Source organism: Paenibacillus sp. GCM10027627 (assembly GCF_042675505.1).
GTDB lineage: Bacteria > Bacillota > Bacilli > Paenibacillales > Paenibacillaceae > Pristimantibacillus.
Map to the genome: position 1 here is coordinate 1,426,785 of NZ_JBHTHB010000001.1, position 20,861 is coordinate 1,447,645.

Consider the following 20,861-nt stretch of genomic DNA (forward strand, 5'->3'; position numbering starts at 1 on the left):
ACCCTTATCTACTTTTAAGGATCGATTTTATCTCCACACAAAATTCAATATGTTTTTTAAAGAAGTTCTCTAGATCACTTAAGACATCGTGACTTGATACAGTATTTAATTTTTTTGCTATCTCATTAAAAAAATTAAAGTAAATGACTTTTACTTCTTGATATCGTGAGAACTTAACTTCAATTACATTGAATACATTTGGTAAAGCATTCATGTATTTGTCAGTTTCAATCTTACAAAAATTAATTCGATTGAACACTTTGGATAAGTCATTCTCTTTAGTTTCTTCTAACACTGCATTTAACTCATTTTCTATTTTCCTTCCCCATGTATTGTGCCATTCTGTAGCTATTTCTACTTGTCGAATTATAGAATTACTTTTTTTAATTCGTTGTGTAATGCTTAATCTCCCCATACTGATTTCTCCTCCTAAAATATGCAATTGACTAAAGTATGTCCATATGTTACCATATACTTGTAGGTTCGTCACTCTTATTTATAGAGTACGTGGATTGAAATTCTCAGTAATATTTTTTAAAAAACTTTCCTTTGGGGGAAGTTTTTTATTTATGTTAATTAAAATCTTGTATGATACTACTTCTTAAAGAATCAGAAAATTCCTTTTGTATTTCCACAAGATAGTAGTTGACAATCCGATCCGCAAGTAGTTTAACATATGGCTCTTCACTATATTTTAATTTAAAATACAACCTAATTTTTTTAGCAACAGAAGTTTGAAATTCTATTCCATACTCCCAAATACTCATCTCATAAAGATAATCATGAATTTGATTGTCAATCAATTCATATTCTTCTAGTTGCACTTCGCCCTCAAAATAACTCATCCAACTTTCAAGTGTTCCATATACCTTAGAATCAAGAATGCTTTCTTCACCTTCAATAAATTGATGCAAGTCTTCCATAATGATTCTGATTAAATATTCAATTGATGCAGCTCTCAGTTCCATGACAATGCTCCTTATTAGTGGTTATGAAAGTGAACATTTATTGTGTATCATTAAGTAATTTCATTGATTTTTCAATTGCGATTTGTACCTGTACTAATGAAACATCTATTGCTGCTTTTCTCTTTTTGGTTGCTTTGTTATGAATAAAGACTTCATCATAAAGCTCTTGAATCCTGTTTTTGAGATCAAAAATCCAGAGATCGTAATCTCTATCTTGTGCAGCTTCAATATCATCACTTTTGTACTGGTTTAGGATTTCCTGAAAGTCATTCACATTTAAAGGTTTAGGTGGAATCTGTATTCCTTTTAAACTCTCGCGCACTAATTCTATAAAGTTATAAAAATCTCTTTCCCCTTCATTTCCCCATCCAAAACCATGTAACAGCCTATCATTTGTCTTTTCTAAGTATTCTCCAAGAGTCTTTTTCATAAAAATGCTCACCCCTTATAAGTCAGTTTTCATTAATGTATTGCAGACCTTCTTTGGTCAAAGATGCTCTATATTCAAAGTTGTAATAGGACAGTTTTATCAGTCCTCTTCTCTCCAATGAATTGAGAGTTCTTCTGTCTGAGTACTCAATATGATCACAAACTAACTGAATATGCTTTAACAGTTTTAACTGCGTATCATTTAATGATTTATTTCCGCTGATATGAAATCCCCTCCTTATAAAATTCAGGTTTCATTGTCTGTTTAAAATATTTTGTTGCCCTTGTGCAAATGCTATTGCTGCAATTCCAGCAGCCCGATAAGCCGTTTCTTCTGTATCAAATGGATCAACAATGCCATCAATAACGATGCCCTTATTATTGTATAAATCAATGTAATACTTCCCATTATTTAAGTTAATTTGATAATAGAGTCCATCATTTCTTGTTACCTTTTTCATTTTCTTATCACCGTCTCCTAGTGGGATTTGTTTCATTCTATATTAATCTTCGACAAAAAAGTTGATTTTCTGATCTTCATCTTCATCAATTATGAATGAAAATGCCAACCTAGTCTTGGAATCACTATATTCATTTTCATCAGGATAGCAAACATTTGTAATTCTGTTATCCCAAATTTGTATAAAATCTTTTTCTCCTGCCTCATTCACAAATAGTAATTTATAAATCATTGGATTGTCTTCTTCAAGCCACTCTTCGACTCCACTTTCTAAGTACTTATTTACAGCAATTACAAATTCAACTTCCGTGCTAATGTTAATCATACCAGTTTTTTCTTTTAATGAGTCCAATGCTTTAACTATTTTTTCAAACTCTTTTACTGTGTTTATCTCCACAACTAACAGCCTCCGCCCCAAAAATATAATTTCAATGTTTCACCCTTATGAAACAACTCTTTCATCTACTATTCAATAGTTCGTGCACCAAGGATATGCATTTTCTCAGTAACAACAATTGATCCTTCGTTGGCTTCAATGAAGTTGTTCAATTCTTCTTCACTTTCAAACCATGAGTATCTTCCAATTCCATCTTGTTCATAGGTTAATAGATATTGATGTTCTATTTGTGTCCCCACCTTTTCTTATGATCATGAAACTAGTATTTTATTAGAACCACCAATCTGTTAATAGTTCAACATCTGCCTTAGCTACAGCCTCGCCAATCTCAAATAATCTTTGAATTTCGTAGTCTTCGTCATTAAAGCTTATTAGTGAGCCTTTGCCCCAATCAAGATTTATAAATCCTTTTTCGAACAACTTCTGTCCATCCAAGTAAAATTCAGTTTTATATGATGAAGCAATTGTTTTCACAGGATTTCCTCCTCAACATTTTTCTGATGGAATGAATTGAAACGAGTCTATTATCTTAATTCTTCAATAATAATTTGCCCATTTGGTACAGCGATATCTTGAATCGTGAATACAAATGTATAAAAATCACTCAATTTTTGTGATATCTTTTCAAGACTCACAATTTCAAGAGGATCAAAGTTAGCATAAATAAAAATGTTTTTATAATAATCACATTCTCTAGAGTTTAAAATTAGTGCCATCAACTCATTTAACTCAGTCTCTAATTTCAACACATCTCCAATAGTATCCTGACTTCGTGGGTAAATTATACATCCATCAAGATTCATCAAATGTGGAGGTTTCTCGCTTCCATAAATAATCATTAATGCTTTGTGAGTACTCTTAAAAAGCATTTCACAATAAACAGATTTGCGTGCTTTACCTCTAATCAAAATCATTCACTTCATCCCCCTTAAAACCAATCTTTCATATACTCTTACTAACTCTTGTTAAGGATTTTTAAATATCCTCGCTGTACTTTTGAAAAGTTATTGATTTTCCCAAGTCCTTTTTCACGACTTTCCAACCTGCATCTACCCAACCTTCTGTTTGAACATGATTTCCTGTTCCATTATCCCACCAAGCAGAATGAATGTATGCAGAATCAGGTAATTTAAATCCAAGAATTTCTTCAATCTCTTGATAGGTAAGAGTTATGGTATATGTATCAAGATACCTTCTTAGTGGTTCATATTTGCTCATTTCCCTTTCTCCTCCTTATGAATTGTTTTTTATCCCTTTAAAAATAACAGTTTAGGAGAAGACTCTTCAAGGATCAATAAAATTAAATCCACAATTAATTTTGTATTTTCCCTTAAGAACTCTTAAATGCTCTAATCATTTGTTCGAGGCTCTTTAAAGATGGGGCGATTTTTCTGTACATTTTTCCTTCTGAGGTTTTTATACTGTCTGTACGCCATGGTATTTTTAAAAATCGCTTTATTAATACGTCATAGTTATCCATTAGTATTGGTCTTGTTCCAGTATCAGTTGTAACCATTAAAACGCTTGTGTTTTCATCTAACATACCTTTCGAAACAAATATGGAAAACTTATTGTTATGAATCGCATCATGAGCAAACTTTGCAGGAAAAACAATGTATCCATCGTTTAAAAATGGCATCCTAATCATATCACCTATTAATTCACTTTCGCCCAGTTGTATAGTCATATTAATCCTCCATGTATCTGAATGAAATCGCCGTTTTATCATTCATTCATTTGATTTCTTGAGTTTATTTTTATTCTCAACCTTTTCCTTCACTTGATAAAAAAGTTCATCTGATACAATGGGAGGAATGTTTACTTCTTGTATCCATTTACTCTTTCCTATTTTTGGAGGTTTACTACCTTTTCCACCTTCAAAAATAAGCTCTGACTTTGGCTCAATAACATCATCCTGTCCCATAACAGGCCTCCTTTTACAATAACCCAGCATCAAATTTTTATTAGACAAATTATAAAATCAGTTTTTTATCGGATTGAGTAACTTAATGATTTGTTCATTTGAAATATTAGCAAATATACGAACAATAACATCAGTTTCTGGATGCAGTCTTCTTTCAAGTTTTGCTAGTCCATCAAATACAACAACTTCTCCCTCGACCGAAAGTATGCCACTTTCAAATGTTACTGTCCCTTTCAGGTTCACATAGATACCCAGATCCATTGGCTCAAATGCCGAAGTTTGAGGAACTGGATCAAAATATTTGACAGGTATGTTGAATTGTTCAGAGAAATCTTTAATTCCAAGGTGAATAATATATGTTTGACCACCTCCTTCTGTCTCATAAGAAACTACATTATCAAAAGTTTGTTTAATCATAATCATTCTCCTTCGCTAATAAAATCCGTGTTTTACCTTCTTTAGTATTCTTGATCGTTGATTTGATAAACAGTTTGTGATTTCTTGGCAATTTCCTTGTCGAATAATTTGAGAGTAACATTTGCCTTAACATCTCCCCAACTTTCAATGTCTTCATCAATTTCTATAACCAACTCTTCATTTTCAATCAATTTCTTTATAACCTCCATTAATTGTTCCTGGCTATAGCCAACTTGTTTGACATTGAAATCTTCCCATTCTTTAATTGCAGTAACAAAAATATTTTTTGTCTCAAGAAGCACAGAAACCATGTCAGGGTTACTGCTTTCTTCAATACTAACGTCAATTTCTTGAACCTTCTTCTTTAGTGATTGAATTGAATGCTTATCCATATTTATCTCTCCAATTTATTTAGAATAAAATCAGACTTTAATAACTCTAATTGTATCGTTTAAAGTTTATCCCGCAGTTCTTTTTCTGTCACAATATATACCTTGCTTGTTAATTCACTCAGACTTTCTTCAGTAATCAGATTATGTGCCATCAAAATCGAACCAAGTGCGCTAATCTGTGCTTGAAGTTGGATAATAATTCCTTTCATGTTTTCATCCATTTTTACCTCATCCTTTAATAAATAGAATTATTTAATGATCTGTAATGTGACTTTTGAATAATTCAATCAATTCATCTCTTGTTTCTTGTCTCATTGTTTGTGTTCCATACCCCCAGTTCCGCACAGTCGTATTAGATGTTTTTGTTATATCTGCTATTTCAGTAGTAGTGTAGCCAACAGATTCTTTTAATTCACTAAGTAATTCGATATTTGATAGTAAATCAATTTTCTCAATATCATAAATTAATAGCTTCTTAAGTTTATTAGCGGTTCTTATTTTAGTATTTAGAATATTTTCTTCTGATTTGTGCCCGCAATCAGTCACCTTATCATCCAATAACTCAGAAAGACTTAACGACACTTCATTTTCACAGTTGCAAATACACTTATATTTGCCATCATCATCAGGGTAATCACTTTGTATTTTCAGTTGCCCAAACATTAAATTCTTTAACGATGATTTTGCTGTAATATTATCAACACCAAAAACTAGCCAGTCAATTGTGCAATTTAATGTGGTGCATAGACTAATCAATGATTTTAGTGTTGGATTTACAGATTCGCCAGATTCAAGTTTGTAATATGTTGCAGACCTCATTTCAGCAAAGTCAGCAAAATCTCGTGGCGACATATTAAATCCTAGTCTTTTTAATTTAATTCGTTCTGCCATTGTACTTTCATTTAAATCATAGTTTATAGCATCTTGCAAAGAATATTTCAAAAGCAGCCTTAAGAAATCATTTGACTCCTCAAGTTCTGTTATTTGCTTTTGATTATCTTTCATTGTGCTTTCTAACACATCTATATCATGAACTGTTTTATTAAGCATTAAAACGAGTTTGTTCTCATCAAGATTTTGTTCAGTTTTCAATAATCCAATTATCTTATTCAATTCATCTTTTAAACTCATACTCATATCAATCACCTTTCTTTTTGTCTCCTTTATTATATCACTTTCTTCCAAAATTTAAAACCCTTTATTCTCTCTCATCAATTCACCCTCAATATAAGAACAAATGTTTGTGTTTGGCGAATGTGGCATGCTATACTTCGTTTAACGCCATAGTTTATACCAACAGGGGGAGATGATTATAGTGAGCAGAATGTACACAGTAAAGGGGAGAATGCTACTACCTCTTGAGTTCCAAGTAAAAGCAGAATCGCAAAAAGCAGCAGATGTGTATGCTAAATCAATTTTCAATTCTTCAAAAATTATAAAAATGGAAGCTGACATTTATAGCAATAATAATAAGGTGCATTACTTGATTGCAACTGATTGTCACTTTGAATGGAATATTTAACACTTCAAACCCTGCTCAGAGCTTTTCAGCAGGGTTTTTAATTTTGGTATAAAGTCACTTTTCAGTTATACAGCTTCTGTTAAAACAAGACTTTCATCGGCTATTTACTACGTATCCTGAAACCTCTAGATAAGGTTTTTGTTTCTTCACAGGACTAAATGCTCTATCACTATTCAGATATCCCAAATTGAACACTCTAGGGCATTCTATGCAGTCTAGCATCAATGGATAATTGTAACCCGATCCTTCGCCAGCTTCAGAATTCCAATCGCAACCACTGAATGCTACTGTTAAAGATAATGGTGAATTACATGATGGACATTTTAATATGTTCTTCATTAGATTCACTCCTCTAATTTGTAAAACCAATAGGCTTCACTATCTGCATGATGTGAATAAATAAAATCCAGAATCGTTTCGAACTTATGATAATATCCATTAGAACTATACAAATTATGAATGTTCCAGTAAAGGTCTACAGCAAATTTATTGGCATCTTTGTCATCCCTAAATTGATACTCACCGTTATTTACATACAATTTCTTAATCAATTCCAATTCCTCATTAATACGCTCAATCACGCTCTCACCTCACTAAATGCGGATTTTATTTGCAATAACACTCATTGTACATCATTAAATTTACTTTACATCTATTACAGTGAGGACATGTGCATTCGTTTTCACAGCATTCTAAACAAAGATATTCTAAATCAGTTTGATCCTCATTAGTATGTAAATTGATTATAACTCCTCCTCATCAAATACAAATTCTAAAGGCACATCATAGTTAAAACAACTTTCTTTTTTGAGCGCTTTTTTTTATAAATTTGGTAATGATTTGAGAAATCATAGAAATGTTCAACTTTTCTATAGCCAAGGTCACGTAATTCTTGCACTTTATTTCGAAACATCTTCCAATCACAATCTTCCCATTCTGCAAACTTAAAATCTCCATAAACAGTGTTAAGATGCATTATAAATCTTCCTCCAATTAAATACGAATTTTAATAACATTCATAAATACCTTCTGACCATAGGTAATTGGAAGCTCCCAATTGTTTTTTTACAAGTTTCACTCTTTCAGCAATCACAAGAGCTGGCAGTTTAATCCATGAATTCCATGTCAGCAACCCTTCTAGTTTTCGGTAATAATTATGACCATACTTGCCATCAATCTCAAATGTAGGCCAAGCATTCCAAGTCCAGATAAGCGTTTCATCTGGAACTAAAAGCTCATGTCTTTTTTCATTAGTCCTGTCTTTTCTGAACATTATCAATGCATCAGGGTCTTCTTCTTCAACAAAAACAAAGCAACCTGTTACCCAATCCTCAATTTGATTTTCTTTTTCATTCACTAACTTTGGAGTATTTTCATCATCTGAATAATAATCATGTCCAAAAAATCCTTCATTTGCATAACGTATTAGTTTTATCAAAGGTTTCCCACTCCTCATCAAACACGAATTTAATTGTCCTGCTTATGAAGCCACCAATAATAATAACTCCAATAAGGGTCGAGTTTTCCCATTGCTTCACTTGAGACAATACAATTAGTAAATTCTTCTTGTTGTTCATCCCAAATACCAACAACAATTCCCATATCAATAAGAGCTTGTCGATCTTCTTTAGGTGCAACAATAGAACCTTCATAGTTTCCAGTCCATTGTTCTAGTATGATTTATCTCCTCCATTCCCATTGAAAGACGAGCTTTATTGCCTATAATCCTCGACGCTAATAAGGTGTCACACTCAATACATAGTTAAACTTTTCTTCACCAACTTTACTAATCAATGTCCGAATAGCTTGCTCTTCATTCTCAGCTTCAACAATTACATATGCCCAAAAATTGGACATTTTTTCTCGTAAAACTTCAGAGATTTCTTCTTCAGAATCAAACTTATCAAGCAAATTTTTGCTATAATGAATGTTAAAATTCATCTTATTACCCTCCCTCTTATTACAATCTATGTGTCTAATATGACCACTTGAATTCATTTCAACTATTCAATACAAGTATCTTCCTCCTCATGAATCACAAATTTTATCGCTTAAAAATAACCTTTATATAACAATTTCTCTAACTCATCTGCAAACTCATGGTCTTGCTTCCATTTACTTTGTCTACGGATATCAATTAATTCAGAAATAAATCTGTGAATTCCATAATTGGTTTTATCTACTTGTTCAACTAAACTCCTCATATCTAAATCAATTTTAAATCGGTGATTGATATCATTGTCCAAGTGTTTATAAAAATGCTGTGTTGCTCCCATTTTCAATTATCTCCCTTTGAAATAGTGATTTCATTTACTCAAAAATAAGTTCAACTTCGCCATGCTCATTGTATTGTGCATCTACTATTGCTCGGTAATCATCGTCTGTCCTAATAGCTGCTACAATGTTAGCATCTTGATCAAATTGACTGAGTAATTTGATTAACGCTCCAACTGTGTATTCATTCATTTTTTTTACCGCTCCTTTGTATTTGTAAATTTCCGTTAAAAGAACTATTTTATTCTTCAATTAATAAAATGATTTGTGAAATTGATTAAATAATTTCATTGTTTTTATTTTTTCTTTTGTTTTTTTGTTTAGTGTTAATGACTGCTACTGAAACTAAAAGTGATAGTCCCAATAACATAAATACCCAACCCATCGAACTTCCACCTTTCTAACAATTCAATGCATTTAAATTTCTATTTTCCCATTCGCTATAGATATCCATAACTTGCTTGATTTCGAATGTTGTAGGCTTAAGTTTTCGTTGCCATGCATCTGGATCGCGTTCCAGCAATTCTAATACATCTAATTGAAAGAAGCTTAATTTTACTCTCAATTCATTATTTGCAAAGTCCACTAGACTCATGGTGATATTAACTCCTTGCTGTTATATGTTATTTTATTGTGCCATTTTATATTGAACAGATTCTTGGTGATTCATATTAATCATGTTTTTAATTTTTTGGATATAATATAACGCCATGTCATCAGAAGTTTTAGCTTTCTGCTGTTGAACAGACAATTTAGTAACTTGTTTGTAGTAAAAGTCCATTGCAAATGGTGTCAAATCATCAAGCATAATTTCATACTCAGTGAAATTATCAATGATCTTTGTTTTAAATCCTGATGAATGAAGACTAAAAATAAATGTTACATCACAGAGGCTTCCTTCATGTTCAGATAATAGGCTCACAATTTCATCAATTGTTATGTAAGGGTTCTCGTTGCTTATTTTTGTAAATAAGAAGTCATGCTCTACAAAACGTTTTCGAATTGAAATTCCATTATTCATTTCTATCATCTCCTAGTGATATTTTAGGTTTGCTGTTATGCAGAATATACATTATTCAATGCGCTCACACGTTACTCTAAATCTCATGCCATCTACAACAAATTCAACTTCCTCAGAACAGTATCTGACTATACATCTACAAAAGTCTTCTGTTACATCAACTTGGTTTGTGTATTTATTCAAAGAATGTAATTCATGATTTCCCTCTTGTTCTGTAATTAGCACTTTGTCATTAAAACCATTAGTGAATAATCTTTTCATTTTCTCACCTCATCAAATTCACTTTTTATTATCTTTACAGTAAACAGTGTTTTCCATGGCATCTTCAAAAGCCATTTGAAAAGAAATATCATCTCCCATGAAACCACTGATATAACAAAGCACATTAGCTAAAAATTCCGCTTCTTTAGTTTGAATTATCTCCATTCGCTTTTCATGTAATAGCCCAAACATTTTTAACCTCCTCATGAAATCTGCCTTTTATCTGATGTAAAGTAATTCAAATATTGACTCTTTCCCACATTCTTCTGTCACTCGTATTGCTTTAACATTTGTGTAATTTGGATTTTCCAACAAAGCCATATACAAACTACAGACACTGTTATAATTATTAATTTCATGAGACCAGAATGGAGAAAATTCAGCATCTGCTTCAATTCGAAAGTATTCCCTTCGCATTCCATTACCCCCTAAGTGAAAATGTATTCTTATTTTCCACTTATTAATGCAATCAATTCATTTAATATTTGTTCAGGATCAGGTCTCGTTCCTTTATTTTGAGAGTAGTTAAATTCATCAATTTTCTGTAGTGCTTCTGCATAAATTGTTGGCTCTGAATCCATATTGTTTGGTATTCCATTCATTAATTTTTGAATTGCGCGCCTTTCTTTTATTTCTGGCAATGTGCTTGGGGTACATGTTATAAATACTCTACATTCAATATCATCACCCAAGTTAATTGTAATCCATTCTCCATACATCTTATTATTCTCCTTTGAAATCGCTCATTTATTTGCTTTCAACTAACTGGTAAAGCGATTCAGAATCAATTTCACTCATCATTTGAAACATCGCTGCTTCTTTCATTTCACCAAAAACAATACATCGTTCATCAGATCCTTTTACAATAGCTTCGGTAACTTCCTCAACAGTTTTAATTTATTATACTCAATTTCATTTTTAACTTCATTATACAAGTCTTCCATTCGGTTTTTTAAGATGCTCAATTTTAAGCCTCCTCGTTATTTATTAGGATAAATGACTTATTTTATTACCCTTCAATATCTCTAATTTCATATTTGTCCTCTGGATCAGACTCATATAATCGACCATCTTCAAGTAGTGTATCATGATACTCACAAATAGTATCTAATTCGACTTGCTTAAGTGCTTCCCCAAACTCCATTCCTGTCTCCATATACTTTTTATGCTTTGACCAAAAATCGTTACTCATTTTTCATCTCCCCCTTTGAAATACTTCATACATTACCTAAAGCACTGTTACAAACTTTTGCACCTGACTAACATTAACAGAAAGGACTTCTGAATCATCATGCTCTCTAATGTTCAGAATCTCACCATTCCCACCCACTATCTTAAATTCAACACCATTTTGAATAATAGCATTATATCCTTGATAAACCACCTCGAATGCTGTATTCATTCTCTAATCCTCCTTTTTTTTGTTTGTGCCCCAATGAAAGAATCCTTAACGAACAACAATGTCCTTGCCTGTTACTTCCCAAAACTGTACTGTTGCTTGTTTAAGGATCTCAGAGTTGGCAGTTATTCTAATGTATTCATCTTCACCAAGTTCTTCTAGAATTTTTTTCTTTGTGTAATTTATATTAACTAGCAGTTCTTGATCCACTTCCCTAAACAAACGAAGTAATCTTTTAAAAATGTCTTTGATCGTCATTTCTCTATCACCTCTTGAAATAATCTTTTCATTGAATGCTTAAATCTTTAAAGTATACAAGTTCACCATCACACCAAAATCCCAAATCTCCATTGGAATCTTGCACTATAGTATGATTCATTTTCATATTCCCATTAATAACTACTGGAACAGTTCCATTTATGAAGTTTTGAGCGCCTACAATAATTGTCTTACCGTTTTTCAATGTATGCATTTGTTTTGACATATTTTCATATCCCCTTTGAAATATTCATTTTATCCTCTTACATTCAGTTCGAAGGAAAGGAATTAGAGACTTCCCTTCTTTCTTTAAGCTAGTCAACTTTTCAATTTTATTTTCTGCAACTTCATACAATTCAGTTTTGCGAGTCATATGTAATTCATCGTTTCTTTCAGTTACCAGTTTTACATCATTGTTACCATAGCCAACGAAAGTTAAGTAGGCATACATTTTACATTCCTCCAATTGTGTTTTTTGAATAAAAGGATCATTTTAACTGAAAACTATATTCCTTACTGTGCTTAACAATTTCTCTCTATACTTAGGATCATTCCACAAGATATTTTTACACTCATCTAAATCTTTCTCAATTGTTTCTTTCTCTTCCTTGATTTTAACAAAGTCATCATTCAATTTCATAAAATCCCTTTGGATTTCAAGATAGATTTCTTCTAACTCTGTGCCTGGGTTATTAAGAACATAGGATTCAAGTTTCTCAATTGAAAATTCTAATTTCAACCTTCATCATCTCCTAATAAAAATATAGTTTCAACACATCAGTTTCTTTTGTTACTTTTATTATAAGCACCAATCCAACTATTGTCAAACGGTTTTTTATATTTTGCACATAAAAGAAAAACCAAGCTCTAGCAATATAATTGCTAGTCTTGGCTAATTAACTTTTAAACAACATCACTTTTTTATCCCCTATTTTAACACTTGCTTTTCTTGTTCTTTCAGCTTCTGTTAAAATTAAAAATGCATCACTAAAACCTAGTTTTTGAAAAAAATCTATTATTCCCTCTTTACTAAATAATCCTTCACGACTCCCCCAAATTTTATAACTCATTTAATTTTCCCCTCAGCAATCATATTTTTTATGTAATTAACTTTTGCTTCCGATTTAAAAATATCTAATAGACCATCAGAAATCAGGAGCGCTATATCTACTTTTAACATGTCTTCAAAATCTAATACTGCTATCTTATTTTCATAGTCTAGGCGTTCCTTATCTACTGTTCTAGTTTGTTCACACATAATTACTGAGTCACGATCAATCTTATATTTATCAGCGGTTATTATCACATGAGTTGGCAACTTTGCCTTTTGAATTTGCGATGTAATGATAGCCACTTTAACTGTTGGACTATACTTATTTCCCACATTATTTTGAAATACTAGAACTGGACGTAAACCACCTTGCTCAGATCCTGTCACAGGGGACAAGTCAGCCAGATAGATATCACCTCTTCTAATGTTTGTCATGTTTTCACTCCTAATAGTATGTGTCATCATCATTTCTTATTAGTTAATTATGATATTTTGTTTTTATAGTATTGATTATATACTGAACCTGACACTTTAAACAATAGGGAACATTTGTTCTGTCAAGTATTTTATTCAGTGCTTAAAAATTCCTTGACAACATATGATAGATGTGATAAAGATTCATTTCTATGTTTTAAAGTATATTTTCCTTGTGCGATGTCTAAGATTAATACTATTGACTAAAAACAAAGGAGTTAGATTTTATGAAAGAAAATCGTAGAGATGCTTGGAACCCCTCAGATGACTTGATTCTAACCGAAATAACACTAGATCACATTCGGAAAGGCTCTACACAATTAGCGGCCTTTGAAGCAGCTTCAGAGCGTCTTGGATGCACAGCGGCTGCTTGTGGCTTTAGATGGAATGACAATGTACGAAAAACTTGTGAGGAATCTATTAAGCAGGCCAAGTTACTTAGAAAGCAAAACTATACCAAGACAAAAGTAAGTGTAGATGTAGTACATGTAGAACAACATAAAATAAACACAACAGAACTGCTGCCTATTTTACAAATAATTGAATTAATCAACCAGTTACAAAATGCGATTATTAAAAGAGACAATCAAATTGTTGTATTGGAGCAAGAAATTGAAACACTTCGAAAATCTGAGTTAACAATGTCTGATGATTATAGAACCCTTTTGGATATACTCAGTAGAGCAAGAGAACTTGGCACTGCATAATTAAAAGCCCTAAAGGACATAAACTCCTTTAGGGCTTTTAGATTGAATCAGTCATTGCTTATCAAATTGATAAATATCGAATTCATCAAAAAGTTGCCACTTGCCTGATGTTAAGCATTCAATGTCAATATTGCGCATGCCTCGACTCAGATAAACTTTATCTCGTTTTCCACGAATCACATCATCCATCCTATCAACAATCTTTTGTGTAGATTCGTCAACTAAAATGTACGATGCTCCACTGTCACTTGTTTTTTCAAATTGAATCCTCGCTCCTCGGGTTTCTTGAAAAATGCCTAGTATTTTTCTTTTAAATAGCTTAGGTTTGTAGTTAATTTCCATTTGCATCCCCTTTTATTGAACTTAAAATATCCTTTTTATATGTTTCTACAGCTTGATAATTTAATCCATTTTTATGTCTTCTTCAAATACCTTTTCCAGTCTATCCATTGCAGACTGAATTGTCTCCACTTCATCACCAAGATAACTATAACTAGAAAGTACTTCTGTTACAACATCAGAAAGTGTCTCATAATGCCCTTTATCAGGCGAATCCATATGGGGTGAACGAATAGAATAGAAATAAGTTCCTAGCTCTTTTTTGTTTTGAATAATAAAACAGTCTCTTATATTATCAACACGCTTAAGATTGGGATAAGCTTCTTTTACAATATATTCAACATCAATATCTTGATCAAATAAATCTTTAGCAATTTCTTGATTCATAAATTTAAAATCTTTTATCTTATTAAGTATTGAAATCGATCTCGTCTCTACTGTTTCTGGTATAAGGGAGAAAACATCTGGATCAATCACCTCAGATAAGCCATTTTCATATAGTTTCAATTCATTTTTGAGTTTAACAATACACTCACAATATAGTTCCCATGTTCGCATTTTTCTATAAATCTCAACTTGATTCATTTAATAGTCCTCCTTAAATAATTAATTTAATACTTCAAACTAATACTCATAGTATTCTTCCTCAATATCAGTCCCAAAAAAATTATGATGGGGCACATTAACCAACAAATGACCATGGTACAGTTTGTATGAATGTTCTAAGACATATTTTACAGGAATAGCAGACTCTAGACTATATAAGTCATCAGCATTATATTTAGTGCTGTCCAGAAGTGATTCAACTATTCCCATAACAGAGTGCCCAGAATCAGTTAAGTATACATAAAAAGGTTCAAGTTCTGTTGGTAGTCCATCATAATTTTTATTAGTTTGAATCATATGCTCTAAAACCTTTAAACTTTTTCTCATATTAAAACTCCTTTTTGGTTAAGAATTGATTGTTTCAATCGATACCTTATCATCTGTTAATGAAGAATCAATTCCTGTTACAATGAAATTGAATCCAAGATTATTCTTTTGTAAAACTGTCAACTCTTCAATGACATTATCAGTTAGAATCCCTTCAAAAACAACTATAACCGAAGGTTCATTTTTTATTAAAGATTGAATATCATTTTCTAAATTTGATTCGCGAATATTCGGAAGATCTTGATAATGCCCAAGAATCTCTAAAGCATCTAGAGCATCCTCTTCTTTATAATAAACTTTCCTCACTTTGCCTTTATCTACTCCAAACCTGTTAATCATTAAACGTTTCCACTCATCATCTACCCATTTTCTACCCCTTATTATACAAATCATATTGTTCACTCCATATCTATTCTAAATTTTTAATCCCCTCATTGTTGAGACCTTCGAAAAAATTACACAAATAATAATCTATCTAGTTCATTTTCCCAGTGAGATTTAGCATCTCTTAAAATCTAAATTTTTAATGTCATGTTAGACTTCTGTTATTTCTTTGATTACGCATACTTCAATGGCGACATCATCTAGCATTAAATATCCATTGTCGTCATAAGCCTTTTTGCACTTAACAATCATTGTTGTGTCGTATTCATCATAGCCACTAAATGTTAATACAATTTTAAACTTCTTCAAGTTCAAGTTAGTCCCTCCTAGTTTAGTTTTATGTATTGAAATGCCGTTTTTATTGGTTACTACATCTGTAAAACTGGTAGATTGAGCTCATCTGATTTCAACTGTTCCCATACTTTTTCTATCTCTTCTTTGGTTACTAAATATTCTAATGTATTCTTAAGGATGACATCGAACATTTTTTCTTCAACAATCTTATACTCATCATCATAAATGCTATCCTCCGCGACTTCAGCAGAACCAAAATGATACACTCCTGCTGCAAGTGTTTCCAACTTGCCATCTGAATAATTCCAATCTTTATTACTGTAATCCTCTATACACATTGACTCAGGATCATTGAAAGAAAGCCATAATGCATGTATCTCTCCGTCATAACGTTTGTTTTTTACCATCTTCACTGCATATTTTCCACCGTACTTTCCACTTATGGAGAACCATTTTCCTTCAGAAATTGATTCTAAAAATTCCTGTTTGTTCAATTCATAACCCTCCCACTGAAATACTTGTTTCGTTGCCTTCTGTCATTACTTTTCGACTTCCAATAAATCACACACTTCTTTCACATAACTGTTAAACTGTCTCTTTGTCATTGACTCTACGTTCACACAGAACTCATCATCTTGAGTAATTACATAGTCACAAGCCTTTTCAGGTTTAACTCCTGTTTCTTTTACTGTTCTATAGGCCTTATTTATTGCCATAATTCGATTTTTCCATTTGAACACCTTTAATCGACTCCTTATGAAAGACAGGTTTTACATCCCACTATGCATTTTCCAATTTAAATGTCTTTTCAATAACAGCCTGAAATTCACTATATGGATCATCTGCAAAATATATTTCCTTCAATCTTTGTTGTGTCAATTCGTTAATAATAAATTGCTCCATTTCTTCTTCCTTATCATATGTTTGAAAAGACATTTCTGCAAAGTATTCTACGTCCCACACACTATACTTGATGTCAGAAACATTTACATTCTTCGAATTAAATAAATAGAAGTTATGATCAATTTTTTTGAAATCATTTGTTATCAAAGATCTTAATTCACTTTCTTCTGTATAGGCAGTAAATAATAATTTATACATTATTAATCTCTCCCAATAATTTGTATTTGCCATTAAAAGATTGGTTCCATGTTAGCCATTGAACTACTTGATTTCCTCAACAGTTATTTTGAAATATTTGCTCAACTTTTCATTATAAACTTGACTCAATTCAGCATACAAAAACTTCTCTCTTACATGTTCAATTGTCAATTTCCTTTCTTGAGCAAGTTGTTTAATCAAATCATCTGCATTTTCAACTGCATAAAATCCAATATCTTCTGGATATTTTTCATCATGTGCCCAAAATAGTTTCATTAACAATCAATCCCTTCAAATTAAAATCTCAATTTTATGTAGCTAATTTGCTGATGGTTTATCACTATTCTCTATAATTTCTATAACCTTATCCAAAGAGGTGATTTCAGCTTCTGAACTTATTTTAATATTACCTTCTAACAATGGAAACCGTTCCTCAATTTGCTTTTTAAGTACCTCTGCTGCCTTTATACTGCCAATTGCTATAGTCACATAATGCTTTTGTTGTTGATTAATCATTTTCATCCTCCTGAGATAACTAAATTTTGATTTTTGTTATGAGTTTAACCAAATCCAGCAATTCCTGAAAATTTTTTTATTGTTTCTTCATTTGCCAATACCACTAACTCATTTACATTCATGTAATAAATCATACTTTCGATGTCATCAATTCTATCAAATTATTATCCAAGTACGCTATTTGCTTTTTAGAAATTTGAGTTCCAAAATTGGTAACTCGGAAAATTTGCTCTTCAATCTTTTTAATATCCATATTATAACCCTCCATTTTGATTTGAATGAAATATTACTTGTTTAACTATTGTTATTCTCTTTTCCAAAAACAGCTTCCATACCTTCCTCAGTTACAACCCAGTCTCTCCCAATCTTACGAAGTGTTCCTGATGGAAAGTCATTTTTCCTAAATCTTATTGAGGAATCATCCTTCCCCCATCGCTTTGCTGCATCTTTCGAGTTCATAATTCGAGAATCATCTAAGTTGATTCGTTCCATCTATGTTCACCTGCTTTGTTTCTTTATCTTAATCCAATTATACCACTCACGCATACGTGAGTCAATGATTTTCTAAAAATTAAATTATTACTTTATGTTTGTTTTACAGTCATGAAACGGTTCTTTCATTTACACTATTTAAACATGTAAAGTTTTACAGAATTTGAACCGATAGATTATTTATATACACTAAGGAGGATGCTTGAATGAGTTTGCTTGAAATACAACAACTATTTAACACTGACACAAGAGACTGTTTTGATCTCTGGAAGCCATTTAGGGACTTAAATCGAGAGGAAGTTTACAAAAGAGTTCTTAATCGAAATAACTTAGATTATAATCATTTATTATTACTTGGTGCAGGAAACGGAAATGATATTGATATCAGTTTTTTTGAAGAGATATTCAATAAAATTACCATAGTCGATATAGATGAAACTGCATTGGATCACTTACTTTCAAAAGTCAAGTACCCTGAAAAATTCAAAAAGAAACTTATGGATTTAAGTGGGGTAACTTCACAAGTTGACATGTACGACTTTTCAAACAAAACTGCTTCACAAATCGAGACTTTTATCAGAAAAATCCAAGTTAAACATGACTTTAGTGAATTGAGTAGCGCTAAGTATGATTGCATTATTAATTGCAATTATACTTCACAATTAGTTTTTCCTTTTTTCTTAAAAAGTCTGTACCAGCACAATATTAATCCTACTTCTAAGTTAACAAATGAATTAGTGGGGTTAGTTAAAAAAATTATTGAAGGTATATTTCTGTTTATTGGTAATCATTTAGCACCGAAAGGCATTATTTTTCATTCAACTGATACTTTCGAAGTATGGCATGATCAAACATCAGGAGATAAATACAGTGATGGATTTGAAGAGATAATGCTTGCTCTAAGAGGAAATATTTTTGACACTACACCTTTGCAAGATTTTAATGTCTACAAAAGCATTGAAAAACATCGTCTTACAGGCGGATATATTCCAGAAGGATTCAAACCAGAGAGCTTTCGTTTTGTACCATGGCGGTTTAGCTTTAATGAGAATTTTGTGAAGTTTTATATATGTTCCGTTTATGCACTCAAAAAAACACACTTGGGATATGATACTCTGAAAAAATTGTAGAAGAATATTGTTACAGCTTTGCATTTTATATGTAGAAAATTAAAACACCTTTAGGTGACATCATCCTTCTAATTAGATGAAAGGATGATCTTGAAGGTGTTTTAATTGTTTTAAATTTAGATATTCATTACTGTTTGTCCTTCTTGTCCATGATTTTTGCTTTCAAACTCATCAACTACTGAAGCAATTAGTAGTTCTACACGTCTCTTCACCTTGTCAGGTTTGCTAGTTCCACCTATTTTAGTATTTTTGTAATCACCACTTGGTTTAACAATAACAAGTCCTGTACGACCAGCAAAAACTTTTGGATCAACTCCATTAGTTGTGGATACATAGCCAGCTCCTACTAATGCTATACAATCATTTTTCTTAAGGATTTTTTTCTTTTCTTTCTCCTCATATTCCTTGAATCCATCATTGAGATAATCAATTGTTTGACTTAACATCTCTTTCAAATCTTCAGCAATATTATTTACCCTGTACTTAAGTGCTAAGTCAATTAAGTCAGTGCCGCCCATCTTTCCATATTCTTTTTGTAGAATGGCTAACATTTGCAAAACCATTTCAACATCTAAAAATTTTTCCCTTCCATTCTCTGTGATTATATTAAAGAAAGGTTTAGCTGTAATTGTTCCAATCCATGTTAGAATATCTTCTCCCAAGATACTTCTAATCAATTCAATTTTTGTAAGAGGTGTTCCACTGTTTAATTTTCTGAAAAATTTATCTCTTTGAGCAGGAGACAGTTTTTCAAATTGGTATACATTAATACGCTCTTCTTCAAGAATATCTTGAAACTCTATAGGAAGATCCTTGAAATACATTCCGTTTACATCAATTTCATAGACTGGAGTTAATCCTACTAATGGATATTCATTATTCATGAATGGAATAATTGCCCCTTCAACTCTTTGTTTACCATCTAAAACCCAAGTAATATTATCATCTGATTTCACTGCATATATAGGTGGTATTGGATACCCTAATAGAACAGATTCAATTAGTTCTGATTTTTGGATATCAGTCCATCTGTGATTTCTCTGAATCACCATTGAAAAATTAAGCGATTGTGGATTACGTCCTAGTTGTTTAAAGCTTCTTGGGTTAGCAGTTGCCTTTACAATACGTTCAGCTTCAATACGCTCCTGCAATGACATTTTTTGATTCATCATTTACACTCTCCCTATTATTATTATAATCTACTTCCGACTACTTTTTCCACAATATTCTATCCATATTTGATGAGCCAACTTTATGTCAACCCAATTTCCACCTGTTGTTTTAACATGAAGTATTCTATTTATAAGCTTCCCTTTCAATTTTCACACCTCATTATGTATAATTTTTTTTATATTTTAAAAGTGTTATTTTATTTTTTCTAATCTGTCTCCCCTTTAAAACAATTATTTTATTTACTCTTGTTTCTGCTGATTTCAAAACGTAAATCCATCCAATCATAAAATACTTCGTCTCGTTCTTTATTGTACATTCTAGCCAATTCCATAATGTCATCTTCATACTGATAAATATCTCCTTGTTTTTCTCGTACATTTAACTCCAGCAACGCTTTTTCATATTCGTTCATGGAATTCATACCCCCTTGAAATGGTCATTTCATTACTTAATCGTCTCATTTGTTACTTTTATTATAATATTTGATTTTAAAAGTGTCAATTGTTTTTTCATTTTTAACTCTTTATTGTGAATATGAAATCTTA

At 31.7% G+C, this 20,861-nt stretch carries 48 protein-coding genes and 1 pseudogene; 3 read left to right on the forward strand and 46 right to left on the reverse strand.

From position 1 onward, the window contains the following. Positions 1–4: 4 nt before the first annotated feature. The 14 genes from ACFQZE_RS06885 to ACFQZE_RS06950 all read right to left on the reverse strand — a co-directional run bounded on the left by ACFQZE_RS06885 (position 5) and on the right by ACFQZE_RS06950 (position 6,172). Positions 5–415, reverse strand: coding sequence for a hypothetical protein (locus ACFQZE_RS06885; RefSeq protein WP_379355000.1), 411 nt, complete (start codon positions 413–415; stop codon positions 5–7). A gap of 157 nt (positions 416–572) precedes the next feature. Beyond that, on the reverse strand, positions 573–968 hold the full coding sequence (locus ACFQZE_RS06890) for a hypothetical protein (RefSeq protein WP_379355002.1): 396 nt from the start codon (positions 966–968) through the stop codon (positions 573–575). A 37-nt stretch (positions 969–1,005) separates the two neighbouring features. After that, on the reverse strand, positions 1,006–1,398 hold the full coding sequence (locus ACFQZE_RS06895) for a hypothetical protein (RefSeq protein WP_379355004.1): 393 nt from the start codon (positions 1,396–1,398) through the stop codon (positions 1,006–1,008). A 253-nt stretch (positions 1,399–1,651) separates the two neighbouring features. Beyond that, positions 1,652–1,894 carry a hypothetical protein gene (locus ACFQZE_RS06900; RefSeq protein ID WP_379355006.1) on the reverse strand — a complete coding sequence of 81 codons (243 nt, stop codon included), beginning with the start codon at positions 1,892–1,894 and terminating at the stop codon, positions 1,652–1,654. A gap of 6 nt (positions 1,895–1,900) precedes the next feature. After that, a complete protein-coding gene (locus ACFQZE_RS06905; protein ID WP_379355008.1) occupies positions 1,901–2,254 on the reverse strand; it encodes a hypothetical protein in 354 nt (117 codons plus the stop codon). 270 nt (positions 2,255–2,524) lie between these two features. After that, a complete protein-coding gene (locus tag ACFQZE_RS06910) occupies positions 2,525–2,728 on the reverse strand; it encodes a hypothetical protein (RefSeq protein WP_379355010.1) in 204 nt (67 codons plus the stop codon). 50 nt (positions 2,729–2,778) lie between these two features. Further along, the gene (locus ACFQZE_RS06915; RefSeq protein ID WP_379355012.1) at positions 2,779–3,168 is read right to left on the reverse strand and encodes a hypothetical protein; all 390 of its coding nucleotides are present in this window, start codon (positions 3,166–3,168) and stop codon (positions 2,779–2,781) included. A gap of 61 nt (positions 3,169–3,229) precedes the next feature. Next, the gene (locus ACFQZE_RS06920; protein ID WP_379355014.1) at positions 3,230–3,472 is read right to left on the reverse strand and encodes a DUF7662 domain-containing protein; all 243 of its coding nucleotides are present in this window, start codon (positions 3,470–3,472) and stop codon (positions 3,230–3,232) included. Positions 3,473–3,584: 112 nt separating this feature from the next. Continuing rightward, on the reverse strand, positions 3,585–3,941 hold the full coding sequence (locus ACFQZE_RS06925) for a hypothetical protein (RefSeq protein ID WP_379355016.1): 357 nt from the start codon (positions 3,939–3,941) through the stop codon (positions 3,585–3,587). A gap of 42 nt (positions 3,942–3,983) precedes the next feature. Next, positions 3,984–4,178, reverse strand: a complete 195-nt coding sequence (locus ACFQZE_RS06930) for a hypothetical protein (RefSeq protein WP_379355018.1) — start codon at positions 4,176–4,178, stop codon at positions 3,984–3,986. 57 nt (positions 4,179–4,235) lie between these two features. Continuing rightward, positions 4,236–4,595: a hypothetical protein gene (locus ACFQZE_RS06935; protein WP_379355020.1), complete on the reverse strand. Its 360-nt coding sequence runs from the start codon at positions 4,593–4,595 to the stop codon at positions 4,236–4,238. 41 nt (positions 4,596–4,636) lie between these two features. Beyond that, entirely contained in the window at positions 4,637–4,987 is a 351-nt protein-coding gene (locus ACFQZE_RS06940) for a hypothetical protein (protein WP_379355022.1), read from the reverse strand. Positions 4,988–5,046: 59 nt separating this feature from the next. Next, complete coding sequence (locus tag ACFQZE_RS06945; RefSeq protein ID WP_379355024.1) at positions 5,047–5,208, reverse strand: hypothetical protein; 162 nt, start codon at positions 5,206–5,208, stop codon at positions 5,047–5,049. Between the two features lie 31 nt (positions 5,209–5,239). Continuing rightward, positions 5,240–6,172 carry a helix-turn-helix domain-containing protein gene (locus ACFQZE_RS06950; protein WP_379355026.1) on the reverse strand — a complete coding sequence of 311 codons (933 nt, stop codon included), beginning with the start codon at positions 6,170–6,172 and terminating at the stop codon, positions 5,240–5,242. 130 nt (positions 6,173–6,302) lie between these two features. Between ACFQZE_RS06950 and ACFQZE_RS06955 the strand changes: the two genes are divergently transcribed. Next, positions 6,303–6,509, forward strand: coding sequence for a hypothetical protein (locus ACFQZE_RS06955; RefSeq protein ID WP_379355028.1), 207 nt, complete (start codon positions 6,303–6,305; stop codon positions 6,507–6,509). 344 nt (positions 6,510–6,853) lie between these two features. Here ACFQZE_RS06955 and ACFQZE_RS06960 read toward each other — a convergent pair whose 3' ends face one another. The 19 genes and pseudogenes from ACFQZE_RS06960 to ACFQZE_RS07050 all read right to left on the reverse strand — a co-directional run. Continuing rightward, on the reverse strand, positions 6,854–7,090 hold the full coding sequence (locus ACFQZE_RS06960) for a hypothetical protein (RefSeq protein ID WP_379355030.1): 237 nt from the start codon (positions 7,088–7,090) through the stop codon (positions 6,854–6,856). A gap of 191 nt (positions 7,091–7,281) precedes the next feature. Continuing rightward, positions 7,282–7,485, reverse strand: coding sequence for a hypothetical protein (locus ACFQZE_RS06965; protein ID WP_379355032.1), 204 nt, complete (start codon positions 7,483–7,485; stop codon positions 7,282–7,284). Between the two features lie 30 nt (positions 7,486–7,515). Next, positions 7,516–7,947: a hypothetical protein gene (locus ACFQZE_RS06970; protein ID WP_379355034.1), complete on the reverse strand. Its 432-nt coding sequence runs from the start codon at positions 7,945–7,947 to the stop codon at positions 7,516–7,518. 296 nt (positions 7,948–8,243) lie between these two features. After that, positions 8,244–8,450, reverse strand: coding sequence for a hypothetical protein (locus ACFQZE_RS06975; protein ID WP_379355036.1), 207 nt, complete (start codon positions 8,448–8,450; stop codon positions 8,244–8,246). A 110-nt stretch (positions 8,451–8,560) separates the two neighbouring features. Further along, complete coding sequence (locus ACFQZE_RS06980) at positions 8,561–8,785, reverse strand: hypothetical protein (protein WP_379355038.1); 225 nt, start codon at positions 8,783–8,785, stop codon at positions 8,561–8,563. Between the two features lie 34 nt (positions 8,786–8,819). Further along, positions 8,820–8,975: a hypothetical protein gene (locus ACFQZE_RS06985; protein ID WP_379355040.1), complete on the reverse strand. Its 156-nt coding sequence runs from the start codon at positions 8,973–8,975 to the stop codon at positions 8,820–8,822. A 208-nt stretch (positions 8,976–9,183) separates the two neighbouring features. Then, positions 9,184–9,378, reverse strand: coding sequence for a hypothetical protein (locus ACFQZE_RS06990; protein ID WP_379355042.1), 195 nt, complete (start codon positions 9,376–9,378; stop codon positions 9,184–9,186). A 33-nt stretch (positions 9,379–9,411) separates the two neighbouring features. Beyond that, positions 9,412–9,804, reverse strand: coding sequence for a hypothetical protein (locus ACFQZE_RS06995; RefSeq protein WP_379355044.1), 393 nt, complete (start codon positions 9,802–9,804; stop codon positions 9,412–9,414). A gap of 51 nt (positions 9,805–9,855) precedes the next feature. Further along, positions 9,856–10,065 carry a hypothetical protein gene (locus ACFQZE_RS07000; protein WP_379355046.1) on the reverse strand — a complete coding sequence of 70 codons (210 nt, stop codon included), beginning with the start codon at positions 10,063–10,065 and terminating at the stop codon, positions 9,856–9,858. Positions 10,066–10,083: 18 nt separating this feature from the next. Then, positions 10,084–10,257, reverse strand: coding sequence for a hypothetical protein (locus tag ACFQZE_RS07005; RefSeq protein ID WP_379355048.1), 174 nt, complete (start codon positions 10,255–10,257; stop codon positions 10,084–10,086). Between the two features lie 254 nt (positions 10,258–10,511). Beyond that, complete coding sequence (locus ACFQZE_RS07010; RefSeq protein ID WP_379355050.1) at positions 10,512–10,784, reverse strand: hypothetical protein; 273 nt, start codon at positions 10,782–10,784, stop codon at positions 10,512–10,514. Between the two features lie 290 nt (positions 10,785–11,074). Continuing rightward, a complete protein-coding gene (locus ACFQZE_RS07015; RefSeq protein WP_379355052.1) occupies positions 11,075–11,257 on the reverse strand; it encodes a hypothetical protein in 183 nt (60 codons plus the stop codon). 36 nt (positions 11,258–11,293) lie between these two features. After that, a complete protein-coding gene (locus ACFQZE_RS07020) occupies positions 11,294–11,467 on the reverse strand; it encodes a hypothetical protein (protein ID WP_379355054.1) in 174 nt (57 codons plus the stop codon). Between the two features lie 45 nt (positions 11,468–11,512). Then, positions 11,513–11,722: a hypothetical protein gene (locus ACFQZE_RS07025; RefSeq protein ID WP_379355056.1), complete on the reverse strand. Its 210-nt coding sequence runs from the start codon at positions 11,720–11,722 to the stop codon at positions 11,513–11,515. 28 nt (positions 11,723–11,750) lie between these two features. Beyond that, positions 11,751–11,948 carry a hypothetical protein gene (locus ACFQZE_RS07030; protein WP_379355058.1) on the reverse strand — a complete coding sequence of 66 codons (198 nt, stop codon included), beginning with the start codon at positions 11,946–11,948 and terminating at the stop codon, positions 11,751–11,753. 24 nt (positions 11,949–11,972) lie between these two features. Further along, positions 11,973–12,173: a hypothetical protein gene (locus ACFQZE_RS07035; RefSeq protein WP_379355060.1), complete on the reverse strand. Its 201-nt coding sequence runs from the start codon at positions 12,171–12,173 to the stop codon at positions 11,973–11,975. A gap of 42 nt (positions 12,174–12,215) precedes the next feature. Beyond that, complete coding sequence (locus ACFQZE_RS07040; RefSeq protein WP_379355062.1) at positions 12,216–12,461, reverse strand: hypothetical protein; 246 nt, start codon at positions 12,459–12,461, stop codon at positions 12,216–12,218. Between the two features lie 157 nt (positions 12,462–12,618). Then, entirely contained in the window at positions 12,619–12,792 is a 174-nt protein-coding gene (locus tag ACFQZE_RS07045) for a hypothetical protein (protein WP_379355064.1), read from the reverse strand. Between the two features lie 62 nt (positions 12,793–12,854). Next, positions 12,855–13,208 (reverse strand): annotated as a pseudogene (locus ACFQZE_RS07050) (type II toxin-antitoxin system PemK/MazF family toxin); the annotation flags it as partial. A 266-nt stretch (positions 13,209–13,474) separates the two neighbouring features. Here ACFQZE_RS07050 and ACFQZE_RS07055 point away from each other — a divergent pair. Continuing rightward, positions 13,475–13,954: an RsfA family transcriptional regulator gene (locus tag ACFQZE_RS07055; protein ID WP_379355066.1), complete on the forward strand. Its 480-nt coding sequence runs from the start codon at positions 13,475–13,477 to the stop codon at positions 13,952–13,954. A gap of 51 nt (positions 13,955–14,005) precedes the next feature. Here the strand turns inward: ACFQZE_RS07055 and ACFQZE_RS07060 are convergent, their stop codons facing one another. The 11 genes from ACFQZE_RS07060 to ACFQZE_RS07110 form a co-directional block, all read right to left on the reverse strand. Next, positions 14,006–14,296 carry a hypothetical protein gene (locus tag ACFQZE_RS07060; RefSeq protein WP_379355068.1) on the reverse strand — a complete coding sequence of 97 codons (291 nt, stop codon included), beginning with the start codon at positions 14,294–14,296 and terminating at the stop codon, positions 14,006–14,008. 60 nt (positions 14,297–14,356) lie between these two features. Further along, the gene (locus tag ACFQZE_RS07065; protein ID WP_379355070.1) at positions 14,357–14,878 is read right to left on the reverse strand and encodes a hypothetical protein; all 522 of its coding nucleotides are present in this window, start codon (positions 14,876–14,878) and stop codon (positions 14,357–14,359) included. Positions 14,879–14,917: 39 nt separating this feature from the next. Continuing rightward, positions 14,918–15,226, reverse strand: a complete 309-nt coding sequence (locus ACFQZE_RS07070) for a hypothetical protein (RefSeq protein ID WP_379355071.1) — start codon at positions 15,224–15,226, stop codon at positions 14,918–14,920. Positions 15,227–15,244: 18 nt separating this feature from the next. Next, positions 15,245–15,619, reverse strand: a complete 375-nt coding sequence (locus tag ACFQZE_RS07075; protein ID WP_379355072.1) for a hypothetical protein — start codon at positions 15,617–15,619, stop codon at positions 15,245–15,247. A 141-nt stretch (positions 15,620–15,760) separates the two neighbouring features. Further along, positions 15,761–15,925 (reverse strand): hypothetical protein, encoded by a 165-nt coding sequence (locus ACFQZE_RS07080; RefSeq protein WP_379355074.1) that lies wholly within the window; start codon positions 15,923–15,925, stop codon positions 15,761–15,763. A 53-nt stretch (positions 15,926–15,978) separates the two neighbouring features. After that, positions 15,979–16,398, reverse strand: a complete 420-nt coding sequence (locus ACFQZE_RS07085) for a hypothetical protein (protein ID WP_379355076.1) — start codon at positions 16,396–16,398, stop codon at positions 15,979–15,981. A 45-nt stretch (positions 16,399–16,443) separates the two neighbouring features. Continuing rightward, positions 16,444–16,644 carry a hypothetical protein gene (locus ACFQZE_RS07090; protein WP_379355077.1) on the reverse strand — a complete coding sequence of 67 codons (201 nt, stop codon included), beginning with the start codon at positions 16,642–16,644 and terminating at the stop codon, positions 16,444–16,446. Positions 16,645–16,684: 40 nt separating this feature from the next. Then, on the reverse strand, positions 16,685–17,005 hold the full coding sequence (locus ACFQZE_RS07095) for a hypothetical protein (RefSeq protein ID WP_379355078.1): 321 nt from the start codon (positions 17,003–17,005) through the stop codon (positions 16,685–16,687). A 63-nt stretch (positions 17,006–17,068) separates the two neighbouring features. After that, positions 17,069–17,281, reverse strand: coding sequence for a hypothetical protein (locus ACFQZE_RS07100; protein WP_379355079.1), 213 nt, complete (start codon positions 17,279–17,281; stop codon positions 17,069–17,071). A gap of 42 nt (positions 17,282–17,323) precedes the next feature. After that, positions 17,324–17,521 (reverse strand): hypothetical protein, encoded by a 198-nt coding sequence (locus tag ACFQZE_RS07105; protein ID WP_379355080.1) that lies wholly within the window; start codon positions 17,519–17,521, stop codon positions 17,324–17,326. Between the two features lie 294 nt (positions 17,522–17,815). Continuing rightward, positions 17,816–18,013 carry a helix-turn-helix domain-containing protein gene (locus ACFQZE_RS07110; protein WP_379355081.1) on the reverse strand — a complete coding sequence of 66 codons (198 nt, stop codon included), beginning with the start codon at positions 18,011–18,013 and terminating at the stop codon, positions 17,816–17,818. Between the two features lie 206 nt (positions 18,014–18,219). Here ACFQZE_RS07110 and ACFQZE_RS07115 point away from each other — a divergent pair, with 206 nt between their 5' ends. Further along, positions 18,220–19,143 (forward strand): hypothetical protein, encoded by a 924-nt coding sequence (locus ACFQZE_RS07115; RefSeq protein ID WP_379355083.1) that lies wholly within the window; start codon positions 18,220–18,222, stop codon positions 19,141–19,143. A gap of 116 nt (positions 19,144–19,259) precedes the next feature. Here ACFQZE_RS07115 and ACFQZE_RS07120 read toward each other — a convergent pair whose 3' ends face one another. Then, entirely contained in the window at positions 19,260–20,315 is a 1,056-nt protein-coding gene (locus ACFQZE_RS07120; protein ID WP_379355085.1) for a GmrSD restriction endonuclease domain-containing protein, read from the reverse strand. 236 nt (positions 20,316–20,551) lie between these two features. Beyond that, positions 20,552–20,728, reverse strand: a complete 177-nt coding sequence (locus ACFQZE_RS07125; protein ID WP_379355087.1) for a hypothetical protein — start codon at positions 20,726–20,728, stop codon at positions 20,552–20,554. Positions 20,729–20,861 lie beyond the last annotated feature (133 nt).